Annotated in this window: 21 protein-coding genes and 1 tRNA gene; 11 read left to right on the top strand and 11 right to left on the bottom strand. The window is 57.4% G+C overall.

The genetic code is table 11. The annotated features are described in order from the left end of the window. The first annotated feature begins 2 nt into the window (after window positions 1–2). From cysS to ACR0AD_RS04675, 3 genes are read left to right on the top strand one after another with little or no spacing between them, the layout of a single operon-like run. Complete coding sequence (gene cysS / locus ACR0AD_RS04685; RefSeq protein WP_480485538.1) at window positions 3–1400, top strand: cysteine--tRNA ligase; 1398 nt, start codon at window positions 3–5, stop codon at window positions 1398–1400. Then, window positions 1400–3034, top strand: coding sequence for a citramalate synthase (gene cimA, locus ACR0AD_RS04680; protein ID WP_480485540.1), 1635 nt, complete (start codon window positions 1400–1402; stop codon window positions 3032–3034). The genes cysS and cimA overlap by 1 nt, the downstream gene beginning before the upstream one ends. 2 nt (window positions 3035–3036) lie before the next feature. Further along, complete coding sequence (locus ACR0AD_RS04675; RefSeq protein WP_480481667.1) at window positions 3037–3813, top strand: squalene/phytoene synthase family protein; 777 nt, start codon at window positions 3037–3039, stop codon at window positions 3811–3813. Here ACR0AD_RS04675 and ACR0AD_RS04670 read toward each other — a convergent pair whose 3' ends face one another. Further along, window positions 3814–5040 (bottom strand): MFS transporter, encoded by a 1227-nt coding sequence (locus tag ACR0AD_RS04670; RefSeq protein WP_480485542.1) that lies wholly within the window; start codon window positions 5038–5040, stop codon window positions 3814–3816. Between the two features lie 97 nt (window positions 5041–5137). Between ACR0AD_RS04670 and ACR0AD_RS04665 the strand changes: the two genes are divergently transcribed. Beyond that, a complete protein-coding gene (locus tag ACR0AD_RS04665; RefSeq protein ID WP_480485543.1) occupies window positions 5138–5770 on the top strand; it encodes a DNA-3-methyladenine glycosylase family protein in 633 nt (210 codons plus the stop codon). After that, entirely contained in the window at window positions 5767–6432 is a 666-nt protein-coding gene (locus ACR0AD_RS04660; protein ID WP_480485544.1) for an alpha/beta hydrolase, read from the top strand. The genes ACR0AD_RS04665 and ACR0AD_RS04660 overlap by 4 nt, the downstream gene beginning before the upstream one ends. Window positions 6433–6475: 43 nt before the next feature. Here ACR0AD_RS04660 and ACR0AD_RS04655 read toward each other — a convergent pair whose 3' ends face one another. Both ACR0AD_RS04655 and ACR0AD_RS04650 read right to left on the bottom strand, forming a co-directional pair. Next, window positions 6476–6901, bottom strand: a complete 426-nt coding sequence (locus ACR0AD_RS04655; RefSeq protein WP_480485545.1) for a VOC family protein — start codon at window positions 6899–6901, stop codon at window positions 6476–6478. A gap of 32 nt (window positions 6902–6933) precedes the next feature. Further along, window positions 6934–7539, bottom strand: coding sequence for an rRNA large subunit pseudouridine synthase E (locus tag ACR0AD_RS04650; protein ID WP_480485546.1), 606 nt, complete (start codon window positions 7537–7539; stop codon window positions 6934–6936). 213 nt (window positions 7540–7752) lie between these two features. Here ACR0AD_RS04650 and ACR0AD_RS04645 point away from each other — a divergent pair, with 213 nt between their 5' ends. Then, the gene (locus ACR0AD_RS04645; protein WP_480485548.1) at window positions 7753–8340 is read left to right on the top strand and encodes an HNH endonuclease; all 588 of its coding nucleotides are present in this window, start codon (window positions 7753–7755) and stop codon (window positions 8338–8340) included. On the opposite strand, the gene ACR0AD_RS04640 is transcribed toward ACR0AD_RS04645, so the two are convergent. Together ACR0AD_RS04640 and ACR0AD_RS04635 are read right to left on the bottom strand one after the other, a co-directional pair. Next, a complete protein-coding gene (locus ACR0AD_RS04640) occupies window positions 8337–8807 on the bottom strand; it encodes a disulfide bond formation protein B (protein ID WP_480485550.1) in 471 nt (156 codons plus the stop codon). The genes ACR0AD_RS04645 and ACR0AD_RS04640 overlap by 4 nt on opposite strands. After that, complete coding sequence (locus tag ACR0AD_RS04635; RefSeq protein ID WP_480485552.1) at window positions 8804–9382, bottom strand: YqaA family protein; 579 nt, start codon at window positions 9380–9382, stop codon at window positions 8804–8806. The genes ACR0AD_RS04640 and ACR0AD_RS04635 overlap by 4 nt, the downstream gene beginning before the upstream one ends. Window positions 9383–9527: 145 nt before the next feature. On the opposite strand from ACR0AD_RS04635, the gene ACR0AD_RS04630 reads away from it, so the two are divergent. From ACR0AD_RS04630 to ACR0AD_RS04615, 4 genes are all read left to right on the top strand, one after another. After that, window positions 9528–9613: transfer RNA gene (locus tag ACR0AD_RS04630), tRNA-Leu, on the top strand. A 463-nt stretch (window positions 9614–10076) separates the two neighbouring features. Further along, window positions 10077–11045: a TAXI family TRAP transporter solute-binding subunit gene (locus ACR0AD_RS04625; RefSeq protein WP_480485554.1), complete on the top strand. Its 969-nt coding sequence runs from the start codon at window positions 10077–10079 to the stop codon at window positions 11043–11045. 101 nt (window positions 11046–11146) lie between these two features. Beyond that, the gene (locus tag ACR0AD_RS04620; RefSeq protein ID WP_480485556.1) at window positions 11147–13756 is read left to right on the top strand and encodes a TRAP transporter permease; all 2610 of its coding nucleotides are present in this window, start codon (window positions 11147–11149) and stop codon (window positions 13754–13756) included. Further along, the gene (locus tag ACR0AD_RS04615) at window positions 13753–14184 is read left to right on the top strand and encodes a universal stress protein (protein ID WP_480480811.1); all 432 of its coding nucleotides are present in this window, start codon (window positions 13753–13755) and stop codon (window positions 14182–14184) included. The genes ACR0AD_RS04620 and ACR0AD_RS04615 overlap by 4 nt, the downstream gene beginning before the upstream one ends. A gap of 58 nt (window positions 14185–14242) precedes the next feature. Here the strand turns inward: ACR0AD_RS04615 and ACR0AD_RS04610 are convergent, their stop codons facing one another. From ACR0AD_RS04610 to ACR0AD_RS04600, 3 genes are read right to left on the bottom strand one after another with little or no spacing between them, the layout of a single operon-like run. Continuing rightward, complete coding sequence (locus ACR0AD_RS04610; protein WP_480485557.1) at window positions 14243–15283, bottom strand: lipocalin-like domain-containing protein; 1041 nt, start codon at window positions 15281–15283, stop codon at window positions 14243–14245. Next, complete coding sequence (locus ACR0AD_RS04605) at window positions 15273–17687, bottom strand: FtsX-like permease family protein (RefSeq protein ID WP_480485559.1); 2415 nt, start codon at window positions 17685–17687, stop codon at window positions 15273–15275. Before ACR0AD_RS04605 ends, ACR0AD_RS04610 begins: the two co-directional genes overlap by 11 nt. Next, window positions 17684–18331, bottom strand: a complete 648-nt coding sequence (locus ACR0AD_RS04600; RefSeq protein WP_480485561.1) for an ABC transporter ATP-binding protein — start codon at window positions 18329–18331, stop codon at window positions 17684–17686. The genes ACR0AD_RS04605 and ACR0AD_RS04600 overlap by 4 nt, the downstream gene beginning before the upstream one ends. A 171-nt stretch (window positions 18332–18502) precedes the next feature. On the opposite strand from ACR0AD_RS04600, the gene ACR0AD_RS04595 reads away from it, so the two are divergent. After that, window positions 18503–18937, top strand: coding sequence for an ion channel (locus ACR0AD_RS04595; RefSeq protein ID WP_267366422.1), 435 nt, complete (start codon window positions 18503–18505; stop codon window positions 18935–18937). Here ACR0AD_RS04595 and cls read toward each other — a convergent pair. The 3 genes from cls to ACR0AD_RS04580 all read right to left on the bottom strand — a co-directional run bounded on the left by cls (window position 18934) and on the right by ACR0AD_RS04580 (window position 23056). After that, entirely contained in the window at window positions 18934–20346 is a 1413-nt protein-coding gene (gene cls, locus ACR0AD_RS04590) for a cardiolipin synthase (RefSeq protein WP_480485563.1), read from the bottom strand. The two genes, ACR0AD_RS04595 and cls, sit on opposite strands and share 4 nt — an antisense overlap. A 24-nt stretch (window positions 20347–20370) precedes the next feature. Beyond that, the gene (locus ACR0AD_RS04585; protein ID WP_480485564.1) at window positions 20371–21342 is read right to left on the bottom strand and encodes an HAD family hydrolase; all 972 of its coding nucleotides are present in this window, start codon (window positions 21340–21342) and stop codon (window positions 20371–20373) included. A gap of 94 nt (window positions 21343–21436) precedes the next feature. Beyond that, window positions 21437–23056, bottom strand: a complete 1620-nt coding sequence (locus tag ACR0AD_RS04580) for an arylsulfatase (protein WP_480485566.1) — start codon at window positions 23054–23056, stop codon at window positions 21437–21439. Window positions 23057–23155: the final 99 nt, after the last annotated feature.

Raw genomic sequence — 23155 nt, 5'->3', positions numbered from 1 at the left:
CGATGACGACGATCAAGCTGCACAACACACGGACGCGGACGAAGGAAGACTTCGTACCGATCGATCCTGAAAACGTGCGGATGTATGTCTGTGGCCCAACGGTCTATGATCGTGCCCATTTGGGTAATGCCCGCCCGGTGGTTGTGTTCGATGTGCTCTACCGCGTGTTGCGCCATGTCTATGGCACAGAGCACGTGACCTATGTGCGCAACTTCACCGACGTGGACGACAAGATCAACGCAACGGCATTGGCGCGCAAACAGGCGGGCGCAGAAGGCACGCTTGAGCAATTGGTGCAGGAGCGGTCGGACGAGACCATCGATTGGTACTTGCACGACATGGGCGCGTTGGGAGCGTTGGAACCCAACCAGATGCCACGCGCGACCCAGTATATCGCCCAGATGATCGCGATGATCGAAGACCTGATTGCCAAGGGTCACGCCTATGCCGCCGAAGGTCATGTTCTGTTCGCGGTCGACAGCTGGAAAGATAGCTATGGCAAACTGTCTGGCCGGTCGGTCGATGACATGATTGCGGGCGCGCGGGTCGAGGTCGCGCCATACAAGAAAAACCCGATGGATTTCGTGTTGTGGAAGCCTTCGACTGATGATCTCCCGGGCTGGGACAGCCCGTGGGGCCGGGGACGTCCGGGCTGGCACATCGAATGCTCGGCCATGAGCTATGAATTGCTGGGCGAGAGCTTTGATATCCATGGTGGTGGCAATGACCTGATGTTCCCGCATCATGAAAACGAGATCGCCCAGAGCAAATGCGCTCACCCGCATGGGGAGTTCGCGCGGGTCTGGATGCACAACGAGATGTTGCAGGTTGAGGGCAAGAAGATGTCCAAATCGCTGGGCAATTTCTTTACCGTGCATGATCTGTTGGAGCAGGGTGTGCCGGGCGAGGTAATCCGCTTCGTCTTTCTGCAGACGCATTATCGCAAGCCAATGGATTGGACCGAGAAGAAGGCGCGTGAGGCCGAGGCGACGCTGCGCAAGTGGCGGGCGCTGACAGCGGGCATCGAGCCCGCAGCCAGCGCGGCACCTGAAGTCATCGCAGCACTAAGTGACGATCTGAATACGGCAGGTGCCATGAGCGAGCTTTATCGTCTGGCTTCAGACGGTGACGCCGCAGGTCTGCTGGCCAGTGCGCAACTGCTGGGTTTGCTTTTACCTGAGATGAGCGACTGGGCAGATACCGCATCTGTCGATTTGACCTCTCATGCGGACCGTTTAGCGAAGGCACGCGAAATCGCGATGCAAAGCAAGGACTTCTCAGAAGTTGATCGCTTGAAGGCAGCATATGTAGCGGCGGGGCTTGAGGTTCGAATGAGCAAGGACAGTGTCGAACTGGTGCCCGGCGCCGGTTTTGATGCTGCCAAGCTGGAGGAGGTCTGATGGCTAAGGAACGCCTCTACCTCTACGACACAACCCTGCGCGATGGGCAGCAAACGCAGGGCGTGCAGTTTTCGACCGCAGAAAAAGTGCAGATCGCGCAGGCGCTGGACACTTTGGGCGTGGACTACATCGAAGGCGGTTGGCCCGGTGCCAACCCGACCGATAGCGCGTTTTTCGAGGTGGCTCCGAAAACCGCGGCCCGGTTGACGGCATTCGGCATGACCAAACGCGCAGGACGATCAGCCGAGAATGACGATGTGCTGGCTGCGGTGATGAATGCGGGAACGCAGGCTGTTTGTCTGGTCGGCAAGTCGCATGATTATCACGTCTCCCACGCGCTTGGCATTTCACTGGAAGAAAACACGGAGAACGTGCGCGCCTCGGTCGCGCATATCGTCGCGCAGGGGCGAGAAGCGCTGTTTGATGCGGAACATTTCTTTGACGGCTACAAGGACAATCCGGAATATGCCGTGGATGTTTGTCGCGCAGCGCTTGAGGCTGGCGCGCGGTGGGTTGTCCTGTGCGACACAAATGGTGGCGCTTTGCCGTCCGAGGTCGGGCGGATTGTATCCGAGGTGATCGCAGCCGGGCTGCCCGGTGATCGGCTGGGCATTCACACCCATAACGATACCGAAAATGCCGTTGCCTGTTCTCTGGCTGCTGTTGAGGCCGGTGCACGGCAAATTCAGGGTACATTGAATGGTTTGGGCGAACGTTGCGGCAATGCGAACCTGACCGCTTTGATCCCGACGCTGTTGTTGAAGGAACCCTATGCGTCGCAGTTTGATATTGGTGTCAGCCGTGAGGCTTTGGCTGGTTTGACCCGGATCAGCCGGATGCTGGATGATGTCCTGAATCGGGTGCCCAGCAAGCAGGCGGCTTATGTCGGGGCGTCGGCTTTTGCGCATAAGGCCGGACTGCACGCCAGCGCGATCCTCAAGGATCCATCGACATATGAGCATGTGGACCCCGCAAGCGTCGGGAACGCCCGCATCATTCCGATGTCGAACCAAGCTGGTCAGTCAAACCTGCGCAAGCGTTTGACCGAGGCTGGTTTGCGTGTTGAGGCAGGTGACCCCGCACTTGGCCGCATCCTTGACCAGATAAAGGCCCGCGAGGCGGATGGATATTCCTATGACACCGCTCAGGCCAGTTTTGAACTGCTGGCGCGGGAAGAGCTGGGTCAATTGCCTGAGTTCTTCGAGGTCAAGCGTTACAAAGTCACCGTTGAACGGCGTAAGAACAAATACAACAAGATGGTCAGCCTGTCCGAGGCCGTTGTTGTCGTAAGAGTGGATGGTGAAAAGAAGCTGTCTGTCAGCGAATCCATGGACGAGTCAGGCAGCGACAGGGGGCCGGTGAATGCCCTAGCCAAAGCCTTGGCCAAGGATCTGGGCCAGTATTCACAGGTGTTGTCAGATATGCGTCTGGTCGACTTCAAGGTGCGGATTACGCAAGGCGGCACCGAAGCGGTCACGCGTGTCATCATCGACAGCGAAGACGGGCAGGGGCGGCGCTGGTCCACCGTGGGCGTCAGCGCGAATATAGTCGATGCGTCTTTCGAGGCGCTTCTGGATGCGATTCAATGGAAACTGGTGCGCGATTGTGATCCGAAAAAGGCAGCAGCCGAGTGAGCGTGGTCTTTGACCAAGACGTCAAGGCCTGCGCGGAACTTGTGCAACGGGCTGATCCAGATCGTTTCCGCGCTGCGATGGCTGCACCGGTGGCAGACCGTGCAGTCCTATTCCCGATTTACGCGTTAAACGTCGAAGTTGCCCGCGCGCCCTGGGTGACGCAAGAGCCGATGATCGCCGAGATGCGGCTGCAATGGTGGCGTGACGCACTACAGGAAATTGCTGAAGGGGCAACCGTACGGCGGCACGAGGTAGTAACACCCTTGTCACAGGTTCTTTCGCCCCATCTGGCTGGTGTTTTGGATGAATATGTGGCCGTAAGGCGTTGGGATATATATCGTGATCCGTTCGAGGATCAGGAGCACTTTGACGCCTACATCGATCACAGCACGGGCTCATTGGTTGTTGCATCAGCCCAGGCGCTGGGGGTGGCCGATGAAACTGTGTTGCGTGACTTTGGATATGCGGTTGGGGTGGCGAACTGGCTCAGGGCTATTCCTGAACTGGAACAACGCGGGCGGATACCGCTTTTGGACGGTACCCCTGAAGGGGTGCGTGCCTTGGCCGGAACCGCACTAAATCGCCTGCAAAAAGCCAGATCGCATCGGGCTGAGATTTCGGCCGAGGCACGGCCAGCATTATTTTCCGGGTGGTTGGCCGAACGGATTTTGAAGCAAGCAATAGCTAGCCCAGAACGTGTTGCCTCCGGTGATCTTGTTCCGGGAGAAATACAGCAACGGCTGTCCTTGATGTGGACTGCGGGCAGCGGGCGCTGGTGATCAGGCCCGTTCCGGGTCGGCCGATCGCAGAACCAGCCACAACAGGGCCCCGCCTGCCAATGTCAGCAACGGAATCATAGCAAGATTGACTGCTGTCCACCCTTCGACCGGGGAACCGCCCGAGCAGTTCATCAATCCACCCGAAGCCAGCGAGGCCATAGTCACTCCGCCAAACACCAGCAGGTCGTTAAGACCCTGCATCCGACCGCGTTCCTGCGGTTCATGCGATGCGGCCAGCATCGTGGTCGCGCCGATAAAGCCAAAGTTCCACCCAACACCAAGAAGAATGAGAGCAACGAAAAAGTTCCCTAAATCAACGCCCTGCAAGGCGACCAGTCCAGCGGCTGCAAGAATCGCCAGACCCAGCGCCACGATCCTTTCGATGCCAAACCGGGCGATCAGGTGACCCGTAAAGAAACTGGGCACATACATGGCCAGCACGTGGCTGGTGACGATGTCAGCCGCGTCATTGGCCGAGTAACCACAACCCACCACGGCCAACGGAGTTGAGGTCATCACAAGATTCATCAGCGCGTAAGATACCATGGCACATATGATGGCCACGGCGATGCGGGGTGTTTTCAGCAACTCCAGTCGCGACCGCCCCTTGGGCTCGGTGTCGGTGGGTTTTGCAGGCGTTGGGATGTCAAGAAAGAAGAACAGGGCGGACCCCAGAACATTGATCCCAATGACGGCCAGATAGGTGCCCAGAAACGGGATGACATAGGCTTCTGATGTGAGCTTGACGATCTGCGGGCCAATTATGGCGGCCGCCAGCCCACCGGCCATGACATAGGAAATCGCTTTTGGACGGTAATCGTCTGATGCGGTGTCTGCCGCTGCAAAGCGATAGAACCCGTGCGCGCTCATGTAGATGCCGGTCAGCAGGCTGCCGACAAGGAAGACGGGGAAAGAGCCAAGGAACAGGCCATAGGCTCCGATCAGCCCGCCCAACGCACCGGATGTTGCGCCAACAAGGAACCCGACCCGACGCCCCCATTTTTGCATGATGGCCGAGATTGGCGTGGCTGCCAGCATTGATCCCAGAACAATCAGCGAAATGGGCAATGTCGCCAGGCAGGGATTGGTCGCCAGCGACTGACCCGCCAGCCCTCCGACGATGAACATCATTGGCATTTGCGCACCCAGAATGGCCTGCGCCGCCACCAAAACAGCAACGTTACGTTTGGCCTGACGGTCATCGGGAAGGGTCGAGATCATGGTCATGGCGGAATGGTTATCGGCTAAGTGTTTGCGGCACAAGCCGGTTGCATCTGCGGCACATGCGCCTAACGTGCCAGTGACAACCGAGCAGGGAGAACAGATGCCCGTTGGCCGCATCATCGAAACGCCGGATTGTGTGGCGGAAGGGGCCGACTGGCTGGCCCAGAGCTGTCCGCGCATGGCCTATGCAATGGAACAGACTGGCCCATTGCCGTTACGTCGCCGTCCCGACGGGTTCGCGCAGTTGCTGAGTGCCATTGTCAGCCAACAGGTCAGTGTGGCTTCGGCCAATGCAATATGGAAACGCCTGCAAGATGCCAAATTGACGGGTCCGCGAAAGATCATGTGGGCAACGGATGACGATCTGCGGGCCGTAGGGTTAAGCCGTCAGAAGATCCGATATGCAAAGGCGTTGGCAGAAGCGCGTTTAGATTACAAAGCGTTACGTGATGTTCCTGATGCGGAGGTTGTGACCACGCTGACGCAAGTGCCAGGCATCGGCGTATGGACTGCGGAAATATACGCAATGTTCTCACTTGGTCGCGCTGACGTGATCGCCCCCGGCGACCTGGCGCTGCAAGAGGCCGCGCGCATCCTCTATGACCTGCCCAATCGCCCAACGGATAAAGAACTGCGCAAGATGGCCGAGGCCTGGTCGCCCTGGCGCTCGGTTGCGGCGCGGGTGCTGTGGGCCTATTACCGGGTTGCAAAGCAAAGAGAAGGGATCAGATGACACGGGTTTTGAATGCGCTCCGGAAAGAGCCTGTTTCGGGCGACACGCGCTCGGTTGTGGTGTTCGTGCATGGCTATGGCGCAAACGGTGCCGATCTGCTGGGTTTGGCCGACCCGCTGGGTGAACATCTGCCCGACACATTGTTCGTGGCCCCGGACGCGCCCGAGCTGATCCCCGGAATGCCGAATGGCTTTCAGTGGTTTCCGATTCCCTGGATTGACGGGTCGTCTGAGGAAGAAGCGCGCAGGGGCATGGAAATGGCGGTCGAGGACTTTAATGCCTTTCTGGATGCGCTGATGGTGGATGAAGACGTTCTGCCCGAACAGGTTGTCCTGTTTGGTTTTAGCCAGGGCACAATGATGAGCTTGTATGTCGCGCCCCGCCGCGAAGACCCCGTGGCCGGAATTGTCGCTTTCTCAGGCCGTTTGCTAGAGGCAGACCTTCTGGCAGACGAAACTGTCAGCCGGATGCCGGTATTGCTGGTGCATGGCGACGCCGACGACGTCGTCCCGCCGCAATCCTTGCCCGAAGCGGCAGAGGCCCTGCAATCCGCCGGTTTCAAAGAGGTCTACGCTCATGTCATGAAGGGCACCGGGCACGGCATCGCCCCGGACGGGCTGAGTGTGGCCCTGGCCTTCATGCGCGACAAGCTGAGCCTTTAGCCGGTAAGATTAAATCAGCAGAACACTGTCGTTTCGCATCGGATTAAGACCAAAGATGCGCTTCCGCAAACTCGACTGAGTTTCCGGCCGGGTCGCGCACGTACAAAGATCGTGCGCCTCCGGGCCAGTCGAATTCTGCATCTACGGGGACATTCCAGTCCAGAAGGTGCTTGCGCATTACCGCGATTTCACCACGGGTCAGTACAAGACACACATGCCCTGCACCACGGGCGCCATGGGACGGAACAGGCATGTCCGGGTTGAGGGGCGGCTGTTCCGTCTGTTCCGGGTTAAAGATCAGCAGGACCGATCCGCCAATTCGGTAAAACACGTGGCGGTCGGCGACACGCTGAATGCGTTCCAGGCCCAGTACTTCGCCGTAAAACTGTTCCGCTGCGTCCAGATCATCGACATAAAGCGACGCTTCCAGAATCGCCGAAGGGGCCGGTATTCCGGGGGTTAGTTTCATGACCCGAGTTTAGCAGATCAGGGCAGGGTATGTCACCGGCGCGGTCGACGGTCGCGTTTTCGTTGCGGTGTGGAGTTCAGGGACGGCATGGGCAGGCTGTCCCACTGGCCCGGTTCCAGATCGTCCAGTGTCCAGTCACCGATGCGGCAGCGGATCAGGCGCAGGGTCGGCAGGCCCACGGCGGCCGTCATTCGACGCACCTGACGGTTTTTGCCCTCGCGTATGGACAGTTCTATCCAACTGTCTGGTACAGTCTCGCGTTCGCGGATTGGCGGGGTGCGGGGCCACAGGTCGTCCGGCTCGTCGATCTGCCGCACCTTCGCCGGACGGGTCAGGCCGTCTTTCAACTCGACGCCGTTTCGCAGCGCTTTCAGGGCGGTTTCGTCCGGAATACCTTCGACCTGAACCCAATAGGTTTTTGCCATCTTGTGCTTGGGGTCCGAGATCTGCGCCTGTAACTTGCCGTGGTCAGTCAGCAGCATCAAACCTTCGCTGTCACGGTCCAGTCGACCGGCGGGATAAACCCCGGGCAGATCGATGAAATCGGACAGTGTACTGCGCGGAGTATCCGCATTGTCGCGGTCGGTGAACTGCGGCAGCACATCATAAGGTTTGTTGAAGCGAATGAACCAGGACATGACGTGCGCATACCCCGAAGAGTGCACCCCGCGCAAGCTGTGGATAACTGTCATGCGCTTGTTACGGATTCGCATTACCCAGTTTGCGACATATTGTGGAAAATCAGGGCTTGTCAGAGTATTAACACGATATATAGTTATACTAAGGCCGGGGCGGGTGTTCCCCGCTCTGATGTCAAAAACAGGCAGAGCAGAGCGAGGAGCGATTCTGATATGGACGGAGACTTCAGGACCGAATTTGTCAGGGAGCCTGGTGCGCTGAAGCATCATCCCGCATTGGTTTTGAACGCCGATTATCGCCCCCTGTCTTATTACCCGTTGTCCCTGTGGCCCTGGCAAGAGGCGATCAAGGCCGCCTGGCTGGATCGGGTCGACATCGTGGCCGAATACGACGAAGTGGTTCGCAGCCCGAGTACGCAGATCCGAATACCTTCGGTCGTTGTTTTGAAAGACTATGTAAAACCCAGAAAGCGCGTGGCCTTCACGCGCTTTAATTTATTTCTGAGGGACGAGTTCCGATGCCAGTATTGTGGCAGTCGTGGTGATCTGACCTTTGATCATGTGGTGCCACGCGCCGCCGGTGGGGTGACTAGTTGGCAGAACGTTGTGGCGGCCTGCAGCCCGTGCAACCTGCGCAAAGGGTCGAAATCACTGCGTCAGGCAGGAATGAACCTGCGTAAGCCGCCGCGCCAGCCTGACGCCGAAGCACTGCGCAATGTTGGTCGGAAATTCCCCCCCAATCACTTGCACGAAAGCTGGATCGATTTTCTGTATTGGGATGCAGAGCTGGACGAATTCTAGGCCCGGCCTGACTTCCACGCCGCGAGCCAGATCAGCACCAGAACAGCCGAGGCAATGGCATTCCACCCAGCCATCGAGATGTTGAACATTTCCCACGGGATATCGTCGCAGCGAACCAAAGGCGCGGACATAATCTGATCGAACAGATCGTCATTCGACATCCCAGTGATGCTGCCGGATGTGCAACTGGTCGGACCTTCCCACCACCCCTGCTCAACGCCGGCGTGATAGAACCCAATGCCCGAAGTGGTGGCGGCGGCCATTGCGCCACAGAGGGGCAGGAAACTTAGCCTTGGTAAGGCCAGCGCCAAAACGCCAATTGCGATTGCGAACCCATGCGGGTAGCGCTGCCAGATACACATTTTACATGGGGCAAGGCCGCCCAGATGCTGAAAGCCAAAAGCTGCCAGCAGAAGGGCCAGGGACCCAAGACTTGCCAGTGCGATAAGTTGTGAACGTCTCGTCATAGGTATTTCACCACCAGGAAGCCACCAAACAACAGGATGATGAACAAGGTGAACATCAGCCCCAGGCGTTTTTCGATAAACTCACGGATCGGCTCGCCAAAGCCCCAAAGCAGGGCCGCAACAAGGAAGAATCTGAGCGCGCGTGCCAGTATCGACGTTGCGATGAATGTTCCAAGCGGCATTCCTGTCCAGCCGGACATAATGGTGATGACCTTGTACGGGAAAGGCGTCACACCGGCGGCCAGAACCGCCCAGAACCCGAAATCGTTGAAGCGAGTGTTGAATTCTTCCATCGCATGAGCCTTGCCCATTGATTCAAGAATGGGCTGTCCCAGACTTTCATAGAAAAACGCACCAATCGCGTAGCCCAGCATCCCGCCCAGAACCGAAGCCACCAGGGCAACAGATGCAATCAGCCAGGCGCGCGACGGGCGCGCCAGGATCATCGGAATCATCAGAACGTCGGGGGGGATTGGAAAGAACGAGCTTTCGACAAAAGCCACTACGGCCAGCGCCCACAGCGCATGAGGGTGTTCCGCCAGACGAATTGTCCAGTCATAAAGCGATCGCAACATTAAGCACTCAAATCCCGTTCTCGACCCGGGAAAGCCAAACCACGCACCTGACGGCCCGTCAACCATCGCAGTGGAAACAAATGGATTATTGGATGATTTTTGCCTCTGGACCTTCCCTTTGATGGGCGCTAATCCAGTGTTCGTGGCCCAAGTGGCGGAATGGTAGACGCAGGGGATTCAAAATCCCCCGGTAGTGATACCGTGCCGGTTCGAGTCCGGCCTTGGGTACCAAAGTAAAAACAGGGAGTTAGGGGAACCTGCTTCCTGTTTTTTCTTTTCGGGCCACTTGCGTGTTCGCACACTTAATTCTTACTTTTCGATCTGGTCTGGTTCCTTTCAGTCCTCTGGTATCAACTTCTCCCTGCGAAAGGGCACCATATACGACCCGCTGTTGAACCGACCTGAACATATTTGGGAGCAAAGACCAGGAAGACCGATCTGGCGGGTATTGCTGTGTGCCAGAGGGGAAAATTCGAAATCTGCGCTCATATATGCGGATTGATGCGAGTCAGGCTGGCGCTGGCCTTGACATTGATAGTATCTGAATGAACCCTCAAAGGGGTTGGGAGAAACTGGAAAATTCAACAGGTTGCACCTGCTGTAAGGCGGGCCGATTATCGTTATCGGCACAGTTTTATGGGCAGATGATCGATTTGAATTCCAACTGCCAGACAAAAAATGTGGGAGTATTGAAATGAGAAACAGCAGCAAATTGAGCCTCGGCGCGTTTGTAACCGCAGCCATGTTGGCTCCGGCGGCCTATGCCGAAGAGTTCATTACAATTGGTACCGGCGGTGTGACCGGTGTTTACTATCCGACAGGTGGCGCGATCTGCCGTCTGGTGAACAAGGGCCGGAAAGAGCACGGCGTGCGCTGCTCGGTCGAATCGACCGGTGGCTCGGTCTACAACATCAACACAATTCGCGAAGGCGAGCTGGAATTCGGCGTTGCCCAGTCCGACTGGCAGTATCACGCGTATAACGGCTCCTCGAAATTTGAAGAGGCAGGTCCCTTCGAAAAGCTGCGTGCCGTGTTCTCGGTCCACCCCGAGCCATTTACGGTTGTGGCCCGCGCCGATGCGGGCATCACAAACTTTGAAGACCTGAAAGGCAAGCGCGTGAACATCGGGAACCCCGGTTCCGGTCAGCGGGGCACCATGGAAGTTCTTCTGAGCGAAATGGGCTGGACCACCGATGATTTCGAACTGGCGACAGAGCTGAAAGCGGCTGAACAATCGGCTGCCCTGTGCGACAACCAGATCGATGCTATGGTTTATACCGTTGGTCACCCTTCGGGTTCGATTCAGGAAGCCACCACAGCCTGTGACTCGGTTCTGGTGAATGTCAGCGGTGAAGCCGTGGACAAGCTGGTCAATGACAATTCGTTCTACCGCACTGCAACCATCCCCGGTGGCATGTATCGTGGTTCTGACGGCGACACCCAGACATTCGGCGTAGGCGCGACTTTCGTAACTTCGGCAGATGTGTCGGACGACGCGGTATATGCGGTGGTTAGCTCGGTCTTTGAAAACTTCGAAGACTTCAAAAAGCTTCATCCGGCGTTTGCCAACCTCAAGCCCGAAGAGATGATCGCAGATGGCCTGTCGGCACCGCTGCATCCGGGTGCCGAGAAGTATTACAAAGAAAAAGGCTGGATTCAGTAAGCCAGACCTAGGGCAGGGCGCCTAAGGGCGCCCTGCAACCCAAACCCGCACAAAGCGGGTAATTCAGAAGGCCAAAAATGGTCGCGACGGGGAGACATTTTATGAATTCCGACACTCAATCCAATCGTCCGCTTTCCGAAGAAGAGCTTCAGGATCTGGTCGCATCATCTGACGCGGGCGGGCGTAATCCGGTCGGGAATGTAGGTGTCTTCCTGGCGATTGTAGCTGCGATTTGGTCGATTTTTCAGGTTATCCTGGCGTCGCCGCTCGCAAACTACGTGTTGCCGGGCAGCGTGGTAAACAATGCGCGGCAATTCCACCTTGCCTTCGCTCTGTTTCTGGCCTTTGCGGCTTATCCGGCACTAAAGTCCAGCCCGCGCGGCTATATTCCGGTACAGGATTGGATAATGGGCTTGGTCGGTGCGTTCGTCGCGCTTTATGGCTATTTTTTCTATGACAAGATCGTTAATGCGGGCGGTTTGGCCGACGATACGGACAAATGGGTCGCGTTGCTTGGGTTGGTGCTACTGTTCGAGGCCGCGCGACGCGCGCTTGGCCCGGCCATGGCAATTATCGCGACGATCTTTTTGGCTTATGTCTTCTTTGGTGCATCTGAATGGGTGCCGGAAGTTATCCGCTGGAAAGGTGCGAGCCTGAAAAAGGCGATGAGCCACATGTGGATCACGTCAGAAGGCGTGTTTGGCATCGCATTGGGAGTTTCCACCAAATTCGTGTTCCTGTTCGTGCTGTTTGGCGCGCTGCTGGATAAGGCCGGGGCAGGGAACTATTTCATCAAGATGGCCTTTGGTGCGCTCGGGCATCTGCGCGGTGGTCCGGCAAAGGCGGCCGTTGTTGGTTCTGCCGCAACCGGCCTGATCTCGGGCTCGTCGATTGCCAACGTTGTGACAACCGGGACATTCACCATTCCGCTGATGAAGCGTGTGGGCTTTAGTAGTGAACAGGCCGGATCGGTCGAAGTGGCCTCATCGGTCAACGGTCAGATCATGCCACCTGTGATGGGTGCGGCTGCGTTCCTGATGGTGGAATATGTGGGCATTTCGTATGTCGAGGTGATTACCCACGCCTTCCTGCCTGCGGCGATTTCTTATATCGCGCTGGTCTATATCGTGCACCTTGAGGCTGTGAAGCGAAACATGCCGACTTTGGGCGACCGTGACGTGCATCTGGCGCGAACCGTTGTGGGTATGCTGGCTTTCTTCCTGGTGTTTGCAGGGCTTTGTTATGGCTCGCAATTCCCGGTCGATGCTGTAACAAGCTGGGTTCCGTCTGCAGCAGGCCTGGTGCTGAGCCTGATCGTCTGCGCGATTTATGTCGGATTGCTATATCTGGCCGCTCAGGTGCCGGACCTTGAGCCGGACGACCCGAATGCAAAAGAGGTCACGCTTCCTGTTATCGCTGATATTTATAAGGCAGGTTTGCATTACCTTCTGCCGATCATCGTTCTGGTTTACTTCCTGATGATCGAACAAAAATCGCCGGGACTGTCGGCCTTCTGGGCGACCGCCTTGCTGTTCGTAATCCTGTTAACGCAGAAACCGCTCAAGGCTCTTTTCCGGGGGCAGAGCAATCTCAAGAACACCTTTGTCGATGGCGTCGCTGACCTGTGGCAAGGGTTGATTGATGGCGCGCGGAACATGATCGGTATCGCGCTGGCAACCGCCACTGCGGGCGTGATCGTCGGCACGGTGACCTTGACGGGCGTAGGTCAGGTTATGGCTGATCTGGTCGAATTCCTGTCGGGAGGCAATCTAATCCTGATGCTGGTTATGGTTGGGCTGCTAAGTCTGATTCTGGGCATGGGTCTGCCGACCACGGCGAACTATATCGTTGTCAGCTCGTTGATGGCCGGGGTAGTCGTTGAGCTGGGCGCGCAAAGCGGGCTGATTGTACCGCTGATTGCTGTGCACCTGTTTGTGTTTTACTTCGGGATCATGGCCGATGTTACACCGCCTGTTGGGCTTGCAAGCTTCGCGGCGGCTGCTGTGTCGGGCGGTGATGCGATCAAAACCGGTTTCACGGCGTTCTTCTACAGCCTGCGCACCGTGGCACTGCCTTTTGTGTTCATCTTCAACACTGATCTTCTTTTGATCGACGTTACATGGCTTGAAGGGATCACGGTGGCCGTTTTCGCGACCATAGCGATTCTGGTCTTCACGGCGGGTACGATGGGGTATTTCCTGACCCGCAGCCGTATCTATGAAAGTGTCGCGCTCGTTCTGGTGGCATTTGCCCTGTTCCGACCGGACTATTTCATGGATCGCATCTCGCCTCCGTTCAAATCGGTTGAACCTGCTGCATTTGAAGAGACCATTGGTCAGACACGGCCGGGAACAGATGTACGCCTGGTCGTCGCGGGCCCCGATTTCGATACGCTCGAGATGGTGGATACAACCGTTGTTGTCACTGTGGGCGACGAAGAAGGAGGGGCCGCGCGAGCCGAGGCGATGGGCTTGCTGCTGGTCCCCGAGGACGGACTGATCAAGCTTGACGAGCCGCTGTTCGGCACGCCAGTGGCCGACGATCTGGGCATCTTCGACTACTATGGCGATGAACCCGTACGCCTGGCCTCGGTCAGCTTACCGTCCGACCAGCTGCCCAAGCAGTTGGTTTATATCCCAGCGATGATCCTCTTGGGACTTATCGCGTTCCTGCAACGCGGCCGTGCCGCCAGACAAGGGGTGCCCGCATGACACGTTCTGTTCTGTGTGCCATTGATATCAGCAATGGCGAGATTGATGCTCCGGTCCTGAAGAAAGCCGCAGCTTTGGCGGATCTGGAAGGGGCACAGTTGGATGTTGTGACTGTGTTGCCCGATTTCGGGGAAAGCTGGGTGTCCGGGTTCTTTGAATCCGATTTTCACGACAAGGCGTTGGCTGAGGCGCAGGCCAAACTGACGGCGCTGTGTATTTCGGCATTGGGGGCCGAGCGCAATGAAAGCATCCGCCATGTCGTTGCGACAGGCACAGCCTATCAGGAGATTCTGAAAACCGCCGAAAGCGCCGGTTCCGATCTGATTGTGATCGGCGCGCATAAGCCGGATTTTAAGGACTACCTGCTTGGCCCGAATGCCGCGCGAGTGGTGCGGCATTCCAACGTCTCGGTGTATGTCGTTCGCTGACTGATTTTCCAGCGCGCAAAAGATCGCGTCGCTGGTCGTGAACAAATATCGGGTTGGTTCAGTAGCCTGTCATCTCAAGATAGCCAACGCCTTCATGGCTGCCGGTTACGGTGACAGGGCCTTCCCAGTATTCGAAACTGGTACCCATCCACGCATCAGGTGTCAGGGCGGAGACCTGAATTTCTATGCCCCGGTCCACAAGATCGACTTGCCAGTGTGTCGGGATGTCACGCCCGGCAACCTCGTTGGTACTCAGCGGCAAAAGGCTGATTGAGCCGTTGGGGATGGCCTCAGTACTGCCGTCTGAATTGATCCAGGTGGCCGAAGTGAAGTCGCCTCGGTCCCCGCGCAGGCGAAAAGCCATCAATTTATCGCCGCCCTCAAAACTGAGCGAGAACCAATCCCAACCCCTCTGATCTGCCGCCAAGGGTTGTGAGGACCATTCCCGATCCAGCCAGCCCTGACCGGTTACACGGACTTCACTATCCGGCAAATGCAGCACGCCTTCGACAGAATAGAAGGGCTGCGAGTAATAGTAACTTGCCTGCCCATCAGAAGATTTGACCGAATAGCCCGCGTCTCCGTGAAGAACCAATGGCCCTTGCGCAGTCAGCGAAAGGTCATAGCCGAAGTCTTTACCATTTGCCGTCAGCGACAGGCTGTCCAAATCCGATCCGGCCATGCGCCATTCATCAATCCAGGCCTCAAACGGTTGTGCAGTTACACCGGCCTGCCCAATCCCCCCGCGTGATAATCGCTCGGTAAAAAAATGAGCCTTGGGGGTCGTAACAGCAGCATGACCCATCCAAAGTTGCGGGCTTTGCCATCCGTCGCTGTCATAGGGCTTCAGGGCTGACCGGAACAGGGTCCATTGAATGCCATAGTCCAGGCCGTCGTCCCCTTGGAGATTGGCCGTCAGATACCACCATTCGATGCGGTAGGCCGGGTGGGGGCCGTGGTCCCTTGGGAAATCAAACTCATACCCGGCTACTGGCACGTCAAAGCCTTCGGCCGACCCGCCGAGACCTGCGTAGCCCTGCGCCCAAAGCGGTATCGGGTGGAGCCACATAAGAAGGAACAGGAGGGTCCTAACGTTCATTGGCGAACACTCTCAGCAGATCGGCGGGTGGCAGGCGCAGCATCCGTAGCGCGGGCAGGGCGGCGGCAAGCAGGGCAGCAAGAAGGGTCAGTAGAAACAGCCACAGCCAATCCCAGGGGAAGACGAACATCGGCAGGCGCCAACCAAAAGCCTGAACGTTGATCACCGTCAGCAGAACCCATGCCAGAACAAGCCCAAGTGGCAACGCCAGACAGGCGGTCAACGCAGCCAGCAATAGGCTGCGCAACAGTTCCAGCCCTGCAAGTTGCGCCCTGTTCAGCCCCAGCGCCCAGACCGGTGCGATCTGTGGCAGGCGCTGGGTCCACAGGGTCAGAAGACTGGTGAGAATGGCAAATCCCGCCACGCCGAGGGTCAGCACATTCAAGGCCGAGGTCACGACAAAAGTCTTCTCAAATATCGACAGCGACTGCGCCTTCATTGCAGCTTGCTGTACGACAGCCTGACGTGGAAGGTTGAACCGTTCCCTCAAGGTTTGCGCCATTTCGGTTGCGTTTTCGGGGTTTAGACGAATGCCAAAACGGCGGGCCTCCGTACCCGGAGCGATCTGGTTCAGTTGGTCCATCGAGACGATGGCTTGCCCGGTAGGATTCCCATAATCCGAATAGACCCCGGCGATGGTCAGGATGTGGTCCGGCGATAAGGCCAAAGCACCGCCGGGCCAGAGATCGGCACGCCGGGCCAGTTGCTCGTTGATCAGAACCGCACGCCCGGCCATGACGTCATCCCATGCATTCGGCGTTGAGGTGATCACTGGCCAGTTCTGCCGATAGACCGGATCATCCACGACACCGTAAAGAAACAGAGGCCCCGTTTCGTGCGACAATTCCACATTTCGGATTGGCAGAATGGCTTCGACCTGAGGGCGCAGCCAGTCGGTAATCTCCTGCCCCTGATCGTCGTCGCTGGCAGTCAGGTAGAGTTCTGACGTCAGGCGCTGGTCAAGCCACCCGACGAATGTCAGCCGGAAGCTGGACACCATCGTGCCTACGCCGACATTCGCCGCCAAAGCCAGCAACAGGGCCATCAGGGCAAGTGACAATCCGGGCAGTTGTGCCCGCATATCCGCCCAGACCCATTGGGCAACAGGCCCCCGCGCTGTGCTGGCGCAGAATGAAAGCATTACTGACAAAAGCGCAGGCAGCATCAGCGCTGCACCGGTCAGCAAGCCAGCCAACAGGGTAAACCCGGCGATCAGCCCCCCGAAACTGACATAGGCCAAACCGCCACCCAGGATCATCACCAATCCGAATGCCGCTGCAAGATGGCGCGCACGGGGGTCGCCCCGCCACGCTTGAACGCCCGAACTTGTCAGCAGGGGCATACGCGACAGGCGCCACAATGCGTGGCCGCTGGCCAGCAATGTGCCAAAGACTGCCATGGCAATCCCAGCCAAAAACCATTCCAGTTGCAGCGTCAGTTGCCCTGTTACTGGTGCGCCGTAAAGGCCACGCAACGTGGCCGCGACATCGGGCAGAAGTGCTCCGGCCAGAAAGAAGCCCAAAAGCAACCCGACGAGCCCACCGATCAAGGCCAGAAATGTCAGCTCGGCAAGGATCAGCCAGACCAGTAATCGCATCGAAACACCCAGTGCCCGCAGCGTGCGGATAATGCCCCTGCGTTGGGCAAATGCCAGCCCGACTGTGCCGTTCACGATAAAAAGGCCGACTGCAAAGGACAGCAATCCAAAGGCTGACAGGTTCAGGTGGAAACTGTCGGTCAGCCGAGCAGTGTCGATCTTTTGTGACGGTCTGATGCGTTCCAGCTCTGGCGCGATCGTGGTCAGGGGCTGAAGCCCGCGGGGTTGATCGGGCAGAATAATGAGCCGCGAGACTGAACCGGGCTGATTCAGAAGACGTTCGGCAACGCCGATATCCGTCAGGATCACATCCGGCGGCAGCGCTGAGGTACTGAGAACCGGGGGCAGAGTATCGTGACCGCGCAACAAGTGCTCCAACTCTGTCGAAACCAGCAGGCGGCCCGGAGCAGTCAATATGTCCGCCGGGTCGGGCGGCGCACCGCTTTGCTGGGCCTCGGTAGTTGCGGGCAAGGCGGGATAGGCCACCATATCCACGCCCATCAAACGCAACGTACGTCCAGCGACCCGATAAGGGCCTTCCAGTACGGCGGCCACCTGCCATCCCGCGCGACGCAGATCGACATAGCGGGACATGGGGATGAAACCGGCTGGATCTCGCAACTCGTCAAACTGCCCAAGTGCCAGCTGGGCGTTGGCACGGGAATAGCTGGCGCGGGCTTCGGCATTGATGGCCTGAACAGCGGACCACAAACCAGTTGCCAGGGCGATACCGATTAGCAGTGTTGCCAGTTGCAACCGGTGCACCCGCCAATGGGACAGCAGGGCCTGGACGACGGCCAATGTCATTGGATGCACCCGCCGCTCAGGCGTAGGTGCGTGTCCAGGCGGGCCGCGATCTGCGGGGAATGCGTCACCAGTAGTAAAGCCGCGCCAGTATCAGAAACAAGTGACAGCATCAGGTCCAGCACTTTGGCGCTGGCGGTTTCGTCAAGATTGCCCGTCGGCTCGTCCGCCAGCAACAGTTTCGGGCGCGCTGCCATGGCGCGTCCGATGGCCACCCGCTGCTGCTGTCCGCCCGACAAGCTTTCAGGGTAGCGGTCCAGCAGATCCAAAAGCCCAAGCCGTTCGGCCAGTTGCCCGGACCAATTGACATCCTCGGTACCTGCAAGGCGGGCATGAAAGGACAGGTTTTGCCCCACGGTCAGCGATGGGATGAGGTTGAACTGCTGGAACACCAACGAAACCTTACTGCGCCGCAACCCGGCCCGCCCGGCATCGTCCAACGGGGACAGTGGCGTGCCATCCAGCGTGATCTCGCCCCCGTCGAAATCGTCCAGGGCGGCTGCCAGGTTCAACAAGGTGCTTTTTCCGCTGCCGCTTTCACCGGTCAGTGCAAGCGTTTGTCCCTGATCCAGTGTCAGAGACACATCGCGCAGAACGGGCCGCCCGCCGGGATAAGTCTTTTGAACTCGGTCGATGATCAACAGCATGAAGCGCCCTTTTTGCACAGGATGTGCGTCGGACTTCCCAACTGTCCAGTGCAGACCTTACTCCGGTTCCTTTCGCCGCAGGCTACTTCATCTGGCGGCGGGGTTGTGCCTTGTGGTTCTAAAGGTCATTGTGCCCGGGCAATCCATGGTCGAAATTCAGGGTGAGAATACATGACGTTGCTGCATCAGATCGTTTGGGGCAGTACCTTTCTGGGTATTTGCATCCTGATCGAGATTCTCTTTCTGACCTGGTGCACGATATTCATTATCAAGATGGACAAAAAATGGGTCACACGCGGGGTGTTTGTGGCAACGGCGGGGCCGATTTCTGTTGCCCTGGGGTTCATTATCGCGACGCATACCATTCAGGTCTGGATCTGGGCTATCGTCTGGGTATTGCTGAATGTGCTGCCGGACTGGAACTCGGCCATCTATTTCTCTTTGGTGACGTTTACGACGCTCGGATACGGCGACATCGTTTTGGGTGAAGGGCTGCGCATCTTCGGCTCGTTTGCCTCGGTCACCGGGCTGTTGGCGTTTGGATTGTCGACCGCGTATCTGGTCGCACTGATGACACGCGTTTTTCAGGAGAAGTTCTTTTCCTAAAGGATCGGTGCAAACAACCGCGCCAGCGGCGCACCAAAGCGGATGTGGGCCGGTTGTTGACGCAACCTGCGGGTCAGTTCGTAGCTAGATTCGAAATCTTCTTGTAGCATCTGGTCGACGGCCTGCGCAGCCCGGGCATCAAAGAACAGCGCCATTGCTTCGAAGTTGAGGCGGAAGGATCGGTTGTCGAGGTTTGTTGTTCCAACAGCGGCCAGCGTCTCGTCAACAACGAACGCCTTTTGATGCATGAACCCACCGGTATAGCGGAACACGCGTACGCCGCAGTCGCGGATTTCATCGAAATAGGCAAACGCGGCCAGCCAGGGCAGGCGATGGTCGATCATGTCAGGAACAAGGATGCGTACATCCACACCGCGCATCGCGGCATGTTGCAGGGCTGTCATGACATCGATGTCGGGTACGAAGTAAGGCGACGCAATCCACAACCGTTCTTTTGCCTCGGCGATTGCCGCAAAGAACATCATGGCGCCAGTTTCGGTTTCGTCTCCGGGCCCGGTCGCAACCAGCAGGGCATTCATGTTCTGTTCGGATTCACTGCCCGCCCAGTCAAGTTCATCGATCAGGTCTTCGTTATGTGCCCAATGCCAGTCTTCGGTGAAGATAAGCTGCAATTGCCGGACGACATGACCGGACATCATGATGTGAGTGTCGCGCCAGTGGCCGAAATGCGGGTGTTTGCCCAGATATTCCTCGCCTACATTGTGCCCACCGATAAAGCCTGTCTCGCCATCGATAATGACGGTTTTGCGGTGGTTTCGGTAATTCAGCTGAAACCGAAAATTCGGGCCGCGTTGTTGACGAGGGTCGGCGACATCAATCCCGGCTTCACGCATGGTATCCAGATACGCGCGCGGCAAACCATAACTGCCGACTGCATCGGTCATGAAACGGACGTGAACCCCACGTTTCGTCGCCTCGATCAGCTTGGATTGCAGTTTGCGGCCCAGTGCGTCGTCTCTGATGATGTAGAACTGAATGAGGATATAGTTCTTGGCCTTTTCGATGGCGTCGAAAATGGCGTCGAATGTGGCGTGCCCGTCAACCAGCAGCCGGGCACCGTTTCCGCTGGACACAGGAAGATGCGCCAGAAACTCGAATGGGCGCGGATTGATCGACATAGACGAGGGATCGGGCCTTGAGTAATCGGCAAAGGTTTTGATCCCTTCAACAACCCGCTCACTTTTCTGGCGCGCGATGCGATATCCGTGAAAGCGATGGTGTCCCAGAAAAAGATACAACGGCACCGCCAGGAAAGGTGCTGATACCAGAAAGACCACCCACCCAACTGCACCTTGCGGTGTTCGCGCGGTTTGCGCCGCTCGGATCGAAAACACAAATGCAGCCACGTACAACGTGAATACAAAGATAGATACCAGCGCTGTCCACATGGGGTCTTACATCTTTCGGGCCGTTCAGTTTGCCCCAGTGTAGATGCGTGACCAGTCTTGCGCCATATCGACAATGATCCATCCCTTGTCAGAACCCTGATCCAGCCCGTCTGCCAGCTTTCCTATTGGGCTTTCGCGGTCATAGGCCCATTCGCGTTCGGCGTCCGTGTGGTGGATCAGAATTCCCAAACGCGGGCCATCACCCGACGTTGTCCAATCCAGCATAGCGAAATCTCCGTCCGAGTTGCCTGCGGCCAGAATCGGGCGTCTGCCAATCGTGCGTTCGATATTGATCGGCTTGCCTTCCTTGTCATCGATGAAGGCTAGCCCCGGTGCCTTGATGATCGTCGGGTTGCCGTCGATCACCTTATAGGTGCTGTCTGCATAGCTCCCCAATATCTGTTCCGGCGGGATACCATATGCATCCTCGGCAAAGGCGCGCATGAAATGAATGCCGCCGCCGGATACGATGTAGGTTTTGAAACCCTCATCACGCAAGTAACGCAGCAACTCGACCATCGGCTGATAGGTCATCTGGTCATAGGGCAGGCCGGTGCCAGGGTGGCGTTCGGTTTCCAGCCACTGCGCAACACCTGCCTGAAAGTCATCGACGCTGGTGCCAGAATGCGATGCGTTGACAACTTCGATCAGCGCCTCATGCCCGCCTTCAAGAACGGCCGCTAGATCACCCTTTGCTGCAGCTTCCAAAGCAGGAGTTGCCAGGATCGACGGGTCCCGCTCGGCCAGATCGGCCAGTCGGTCCATGGCAAAAACAAACTGGAAATACACGGGCTGTTCGGCCCAAAGCGTTCCGTCATTGTCGAATACGGCGATCCGGTCATCGGGCGTCACGTAGTGAGCTGAGGCAGGGTCGGTCACCTCGTCAACAAACGAAACGATTTTCGCTTTAGATTCTAAATTGTTCCATGACGGCAAGGGGTCAGCGATGGCGACCGTCGCTCCTAGCACACTGCACAATATCAAAAATAGACGCACGGATTATTCCTCAATTTTCAACTGCCAATGAGAAGCGCCGGGGCCCCGGTATCGGGACTCCGGCTTTGTCGTGTCTTGGATCAAACGGCCAGCATCACGGTGCGCCCGGGGGTGACGTCAACTTCTCCATCACCTTGTCGAGGCTGAAGCTCGCGGCTTCTTGCCGGGGAGGGTACTCCTTGAAGGTTTCAAGGAACTGCGCGACATAGGCTTGCGCAGGTACCAGCATGTAGGCACGGTCGAGCATCCAGTCATAGTAGGTGTTCGATGTGCGATAGCCACGCTCGTATGGGTCGCGTCGCAAGTTGGCGATCAATGGCACACGCAGAGGGGTCAGAGGCTCCATCCAGGCGCGCAAGGTTGCCCATGCCTTTTGTTCAAGGAAGGTGATCTTCCAATCACCGAAGCGCAGTGCCGCAAGGTCACCATCGTCGGTGAAATAGAAGATTTCCCTGCGCGGACTCTTGTCTGTTTCGCCGGTCAGCAACGGCAGGATGTTGTAGCCATCCAGATGCACGCGGTAGTCACGCCCGCCGCCAACTTCGGCCACGGTGACACCTTCCAGAAGATCTTCTTTCACGGTTTCGTTGCCAGCTGCAGCCAGGAATGTCGGTAACCAATCCATATGATGCACGATCTCGTTCGACACAGCACCTTCGGTAATCTTGCCGGGCCACCGAACCATGGCAGGTACGCGCCATGCGCCCTCCCATTGGGTATTCTTTTCACCCCAGAACGGGGTCATCGCGGCATCTGGCCAGGTATTCATGTGCGGACCATTGTCGGTCGAGTAAAACACGATGGTCTTGTCGGCGATGCCCAGCTCATCCAGCGCAGTCAGGAAGTCGCCAATATGCATATCATGTTCGATCATGCCAGCCGTATACTCATCTACCTGCTTGCCGACGATTTCATTGGCCTTTGCCCATTTCTCTTCGGAAACATGCGTGCGGAAATGCATCCGGGTGCCTGACCACCAGACGAACCACGGCGTGCCGCTTTCCTCTTGTTTGCGGATGAATTCAATCGCAGCTGCCGCGGTTTCATCGTCGACCGTTTCCATACGCTTCTTGGTCAGCGGGCCGGTATCCTCGATCTCACCACCCGCTGTCGACTTGATTACACCGCGCGGGCCAAAAGCTTGTCGGAAGGTTCTGCCATCGGGCAGAACAGCATCATTGGGATAGTCGATGTTTTCCGGCTCTTCCTCGGCGTTGAGATGGTAGAGGTTGCCAAAAAATTCGTCAAAACCGTGGTTTGTCGGCAGATGTTCATCCCGGTCGCCCAGGTGGTTTTTTCCGAACTGACCCGTGGCGTAGCCTTCCGCTTTCAGAAGGCCCGCAATGGTCGGGTCTTCGATCTGCATGCCTTCCTCAGCGCCCGGCAGGCCAACTTTGGACAGGCCCGTGCGGAAAACGGATTGCCCCATGATGAAAGATGATCGCCCAGCCGTGCACGACTGTTCACCGTAGTAATCCGTGAACATCATACCTTCTTCGGCGATACGGTCGATATTGGGTGTCTGATACCCCATCAACCCCCGCGTGTAGGCCGAGATGTTGGACTGACCAACATCGTCGCCCCAGATCACAAGGATATTCGGTTTCTGGTTCTGCGCCCAGGCGGGTATGGCCAGTGTCAACGTGGCGGTTACCACGGCAAGTCGGCGCAAGTTACTGCGCCAGGTGCCGGATAGCGAACGTGGAGGTAACATGGTTTGCTCCTGATCTGAGAGGATCTTGGCGACCCCAAAGGAAATGAATCACCCGGCGTTCAAATGCATGAACAACGCGGCAGCAAAGTGTTGATTCCC

This window comes from Ruegeria sp. BH8 (assembly GCF_056538065.1).
This window is presented reverse-complemented; position numbering and strand designations above follow the sequence as displayed.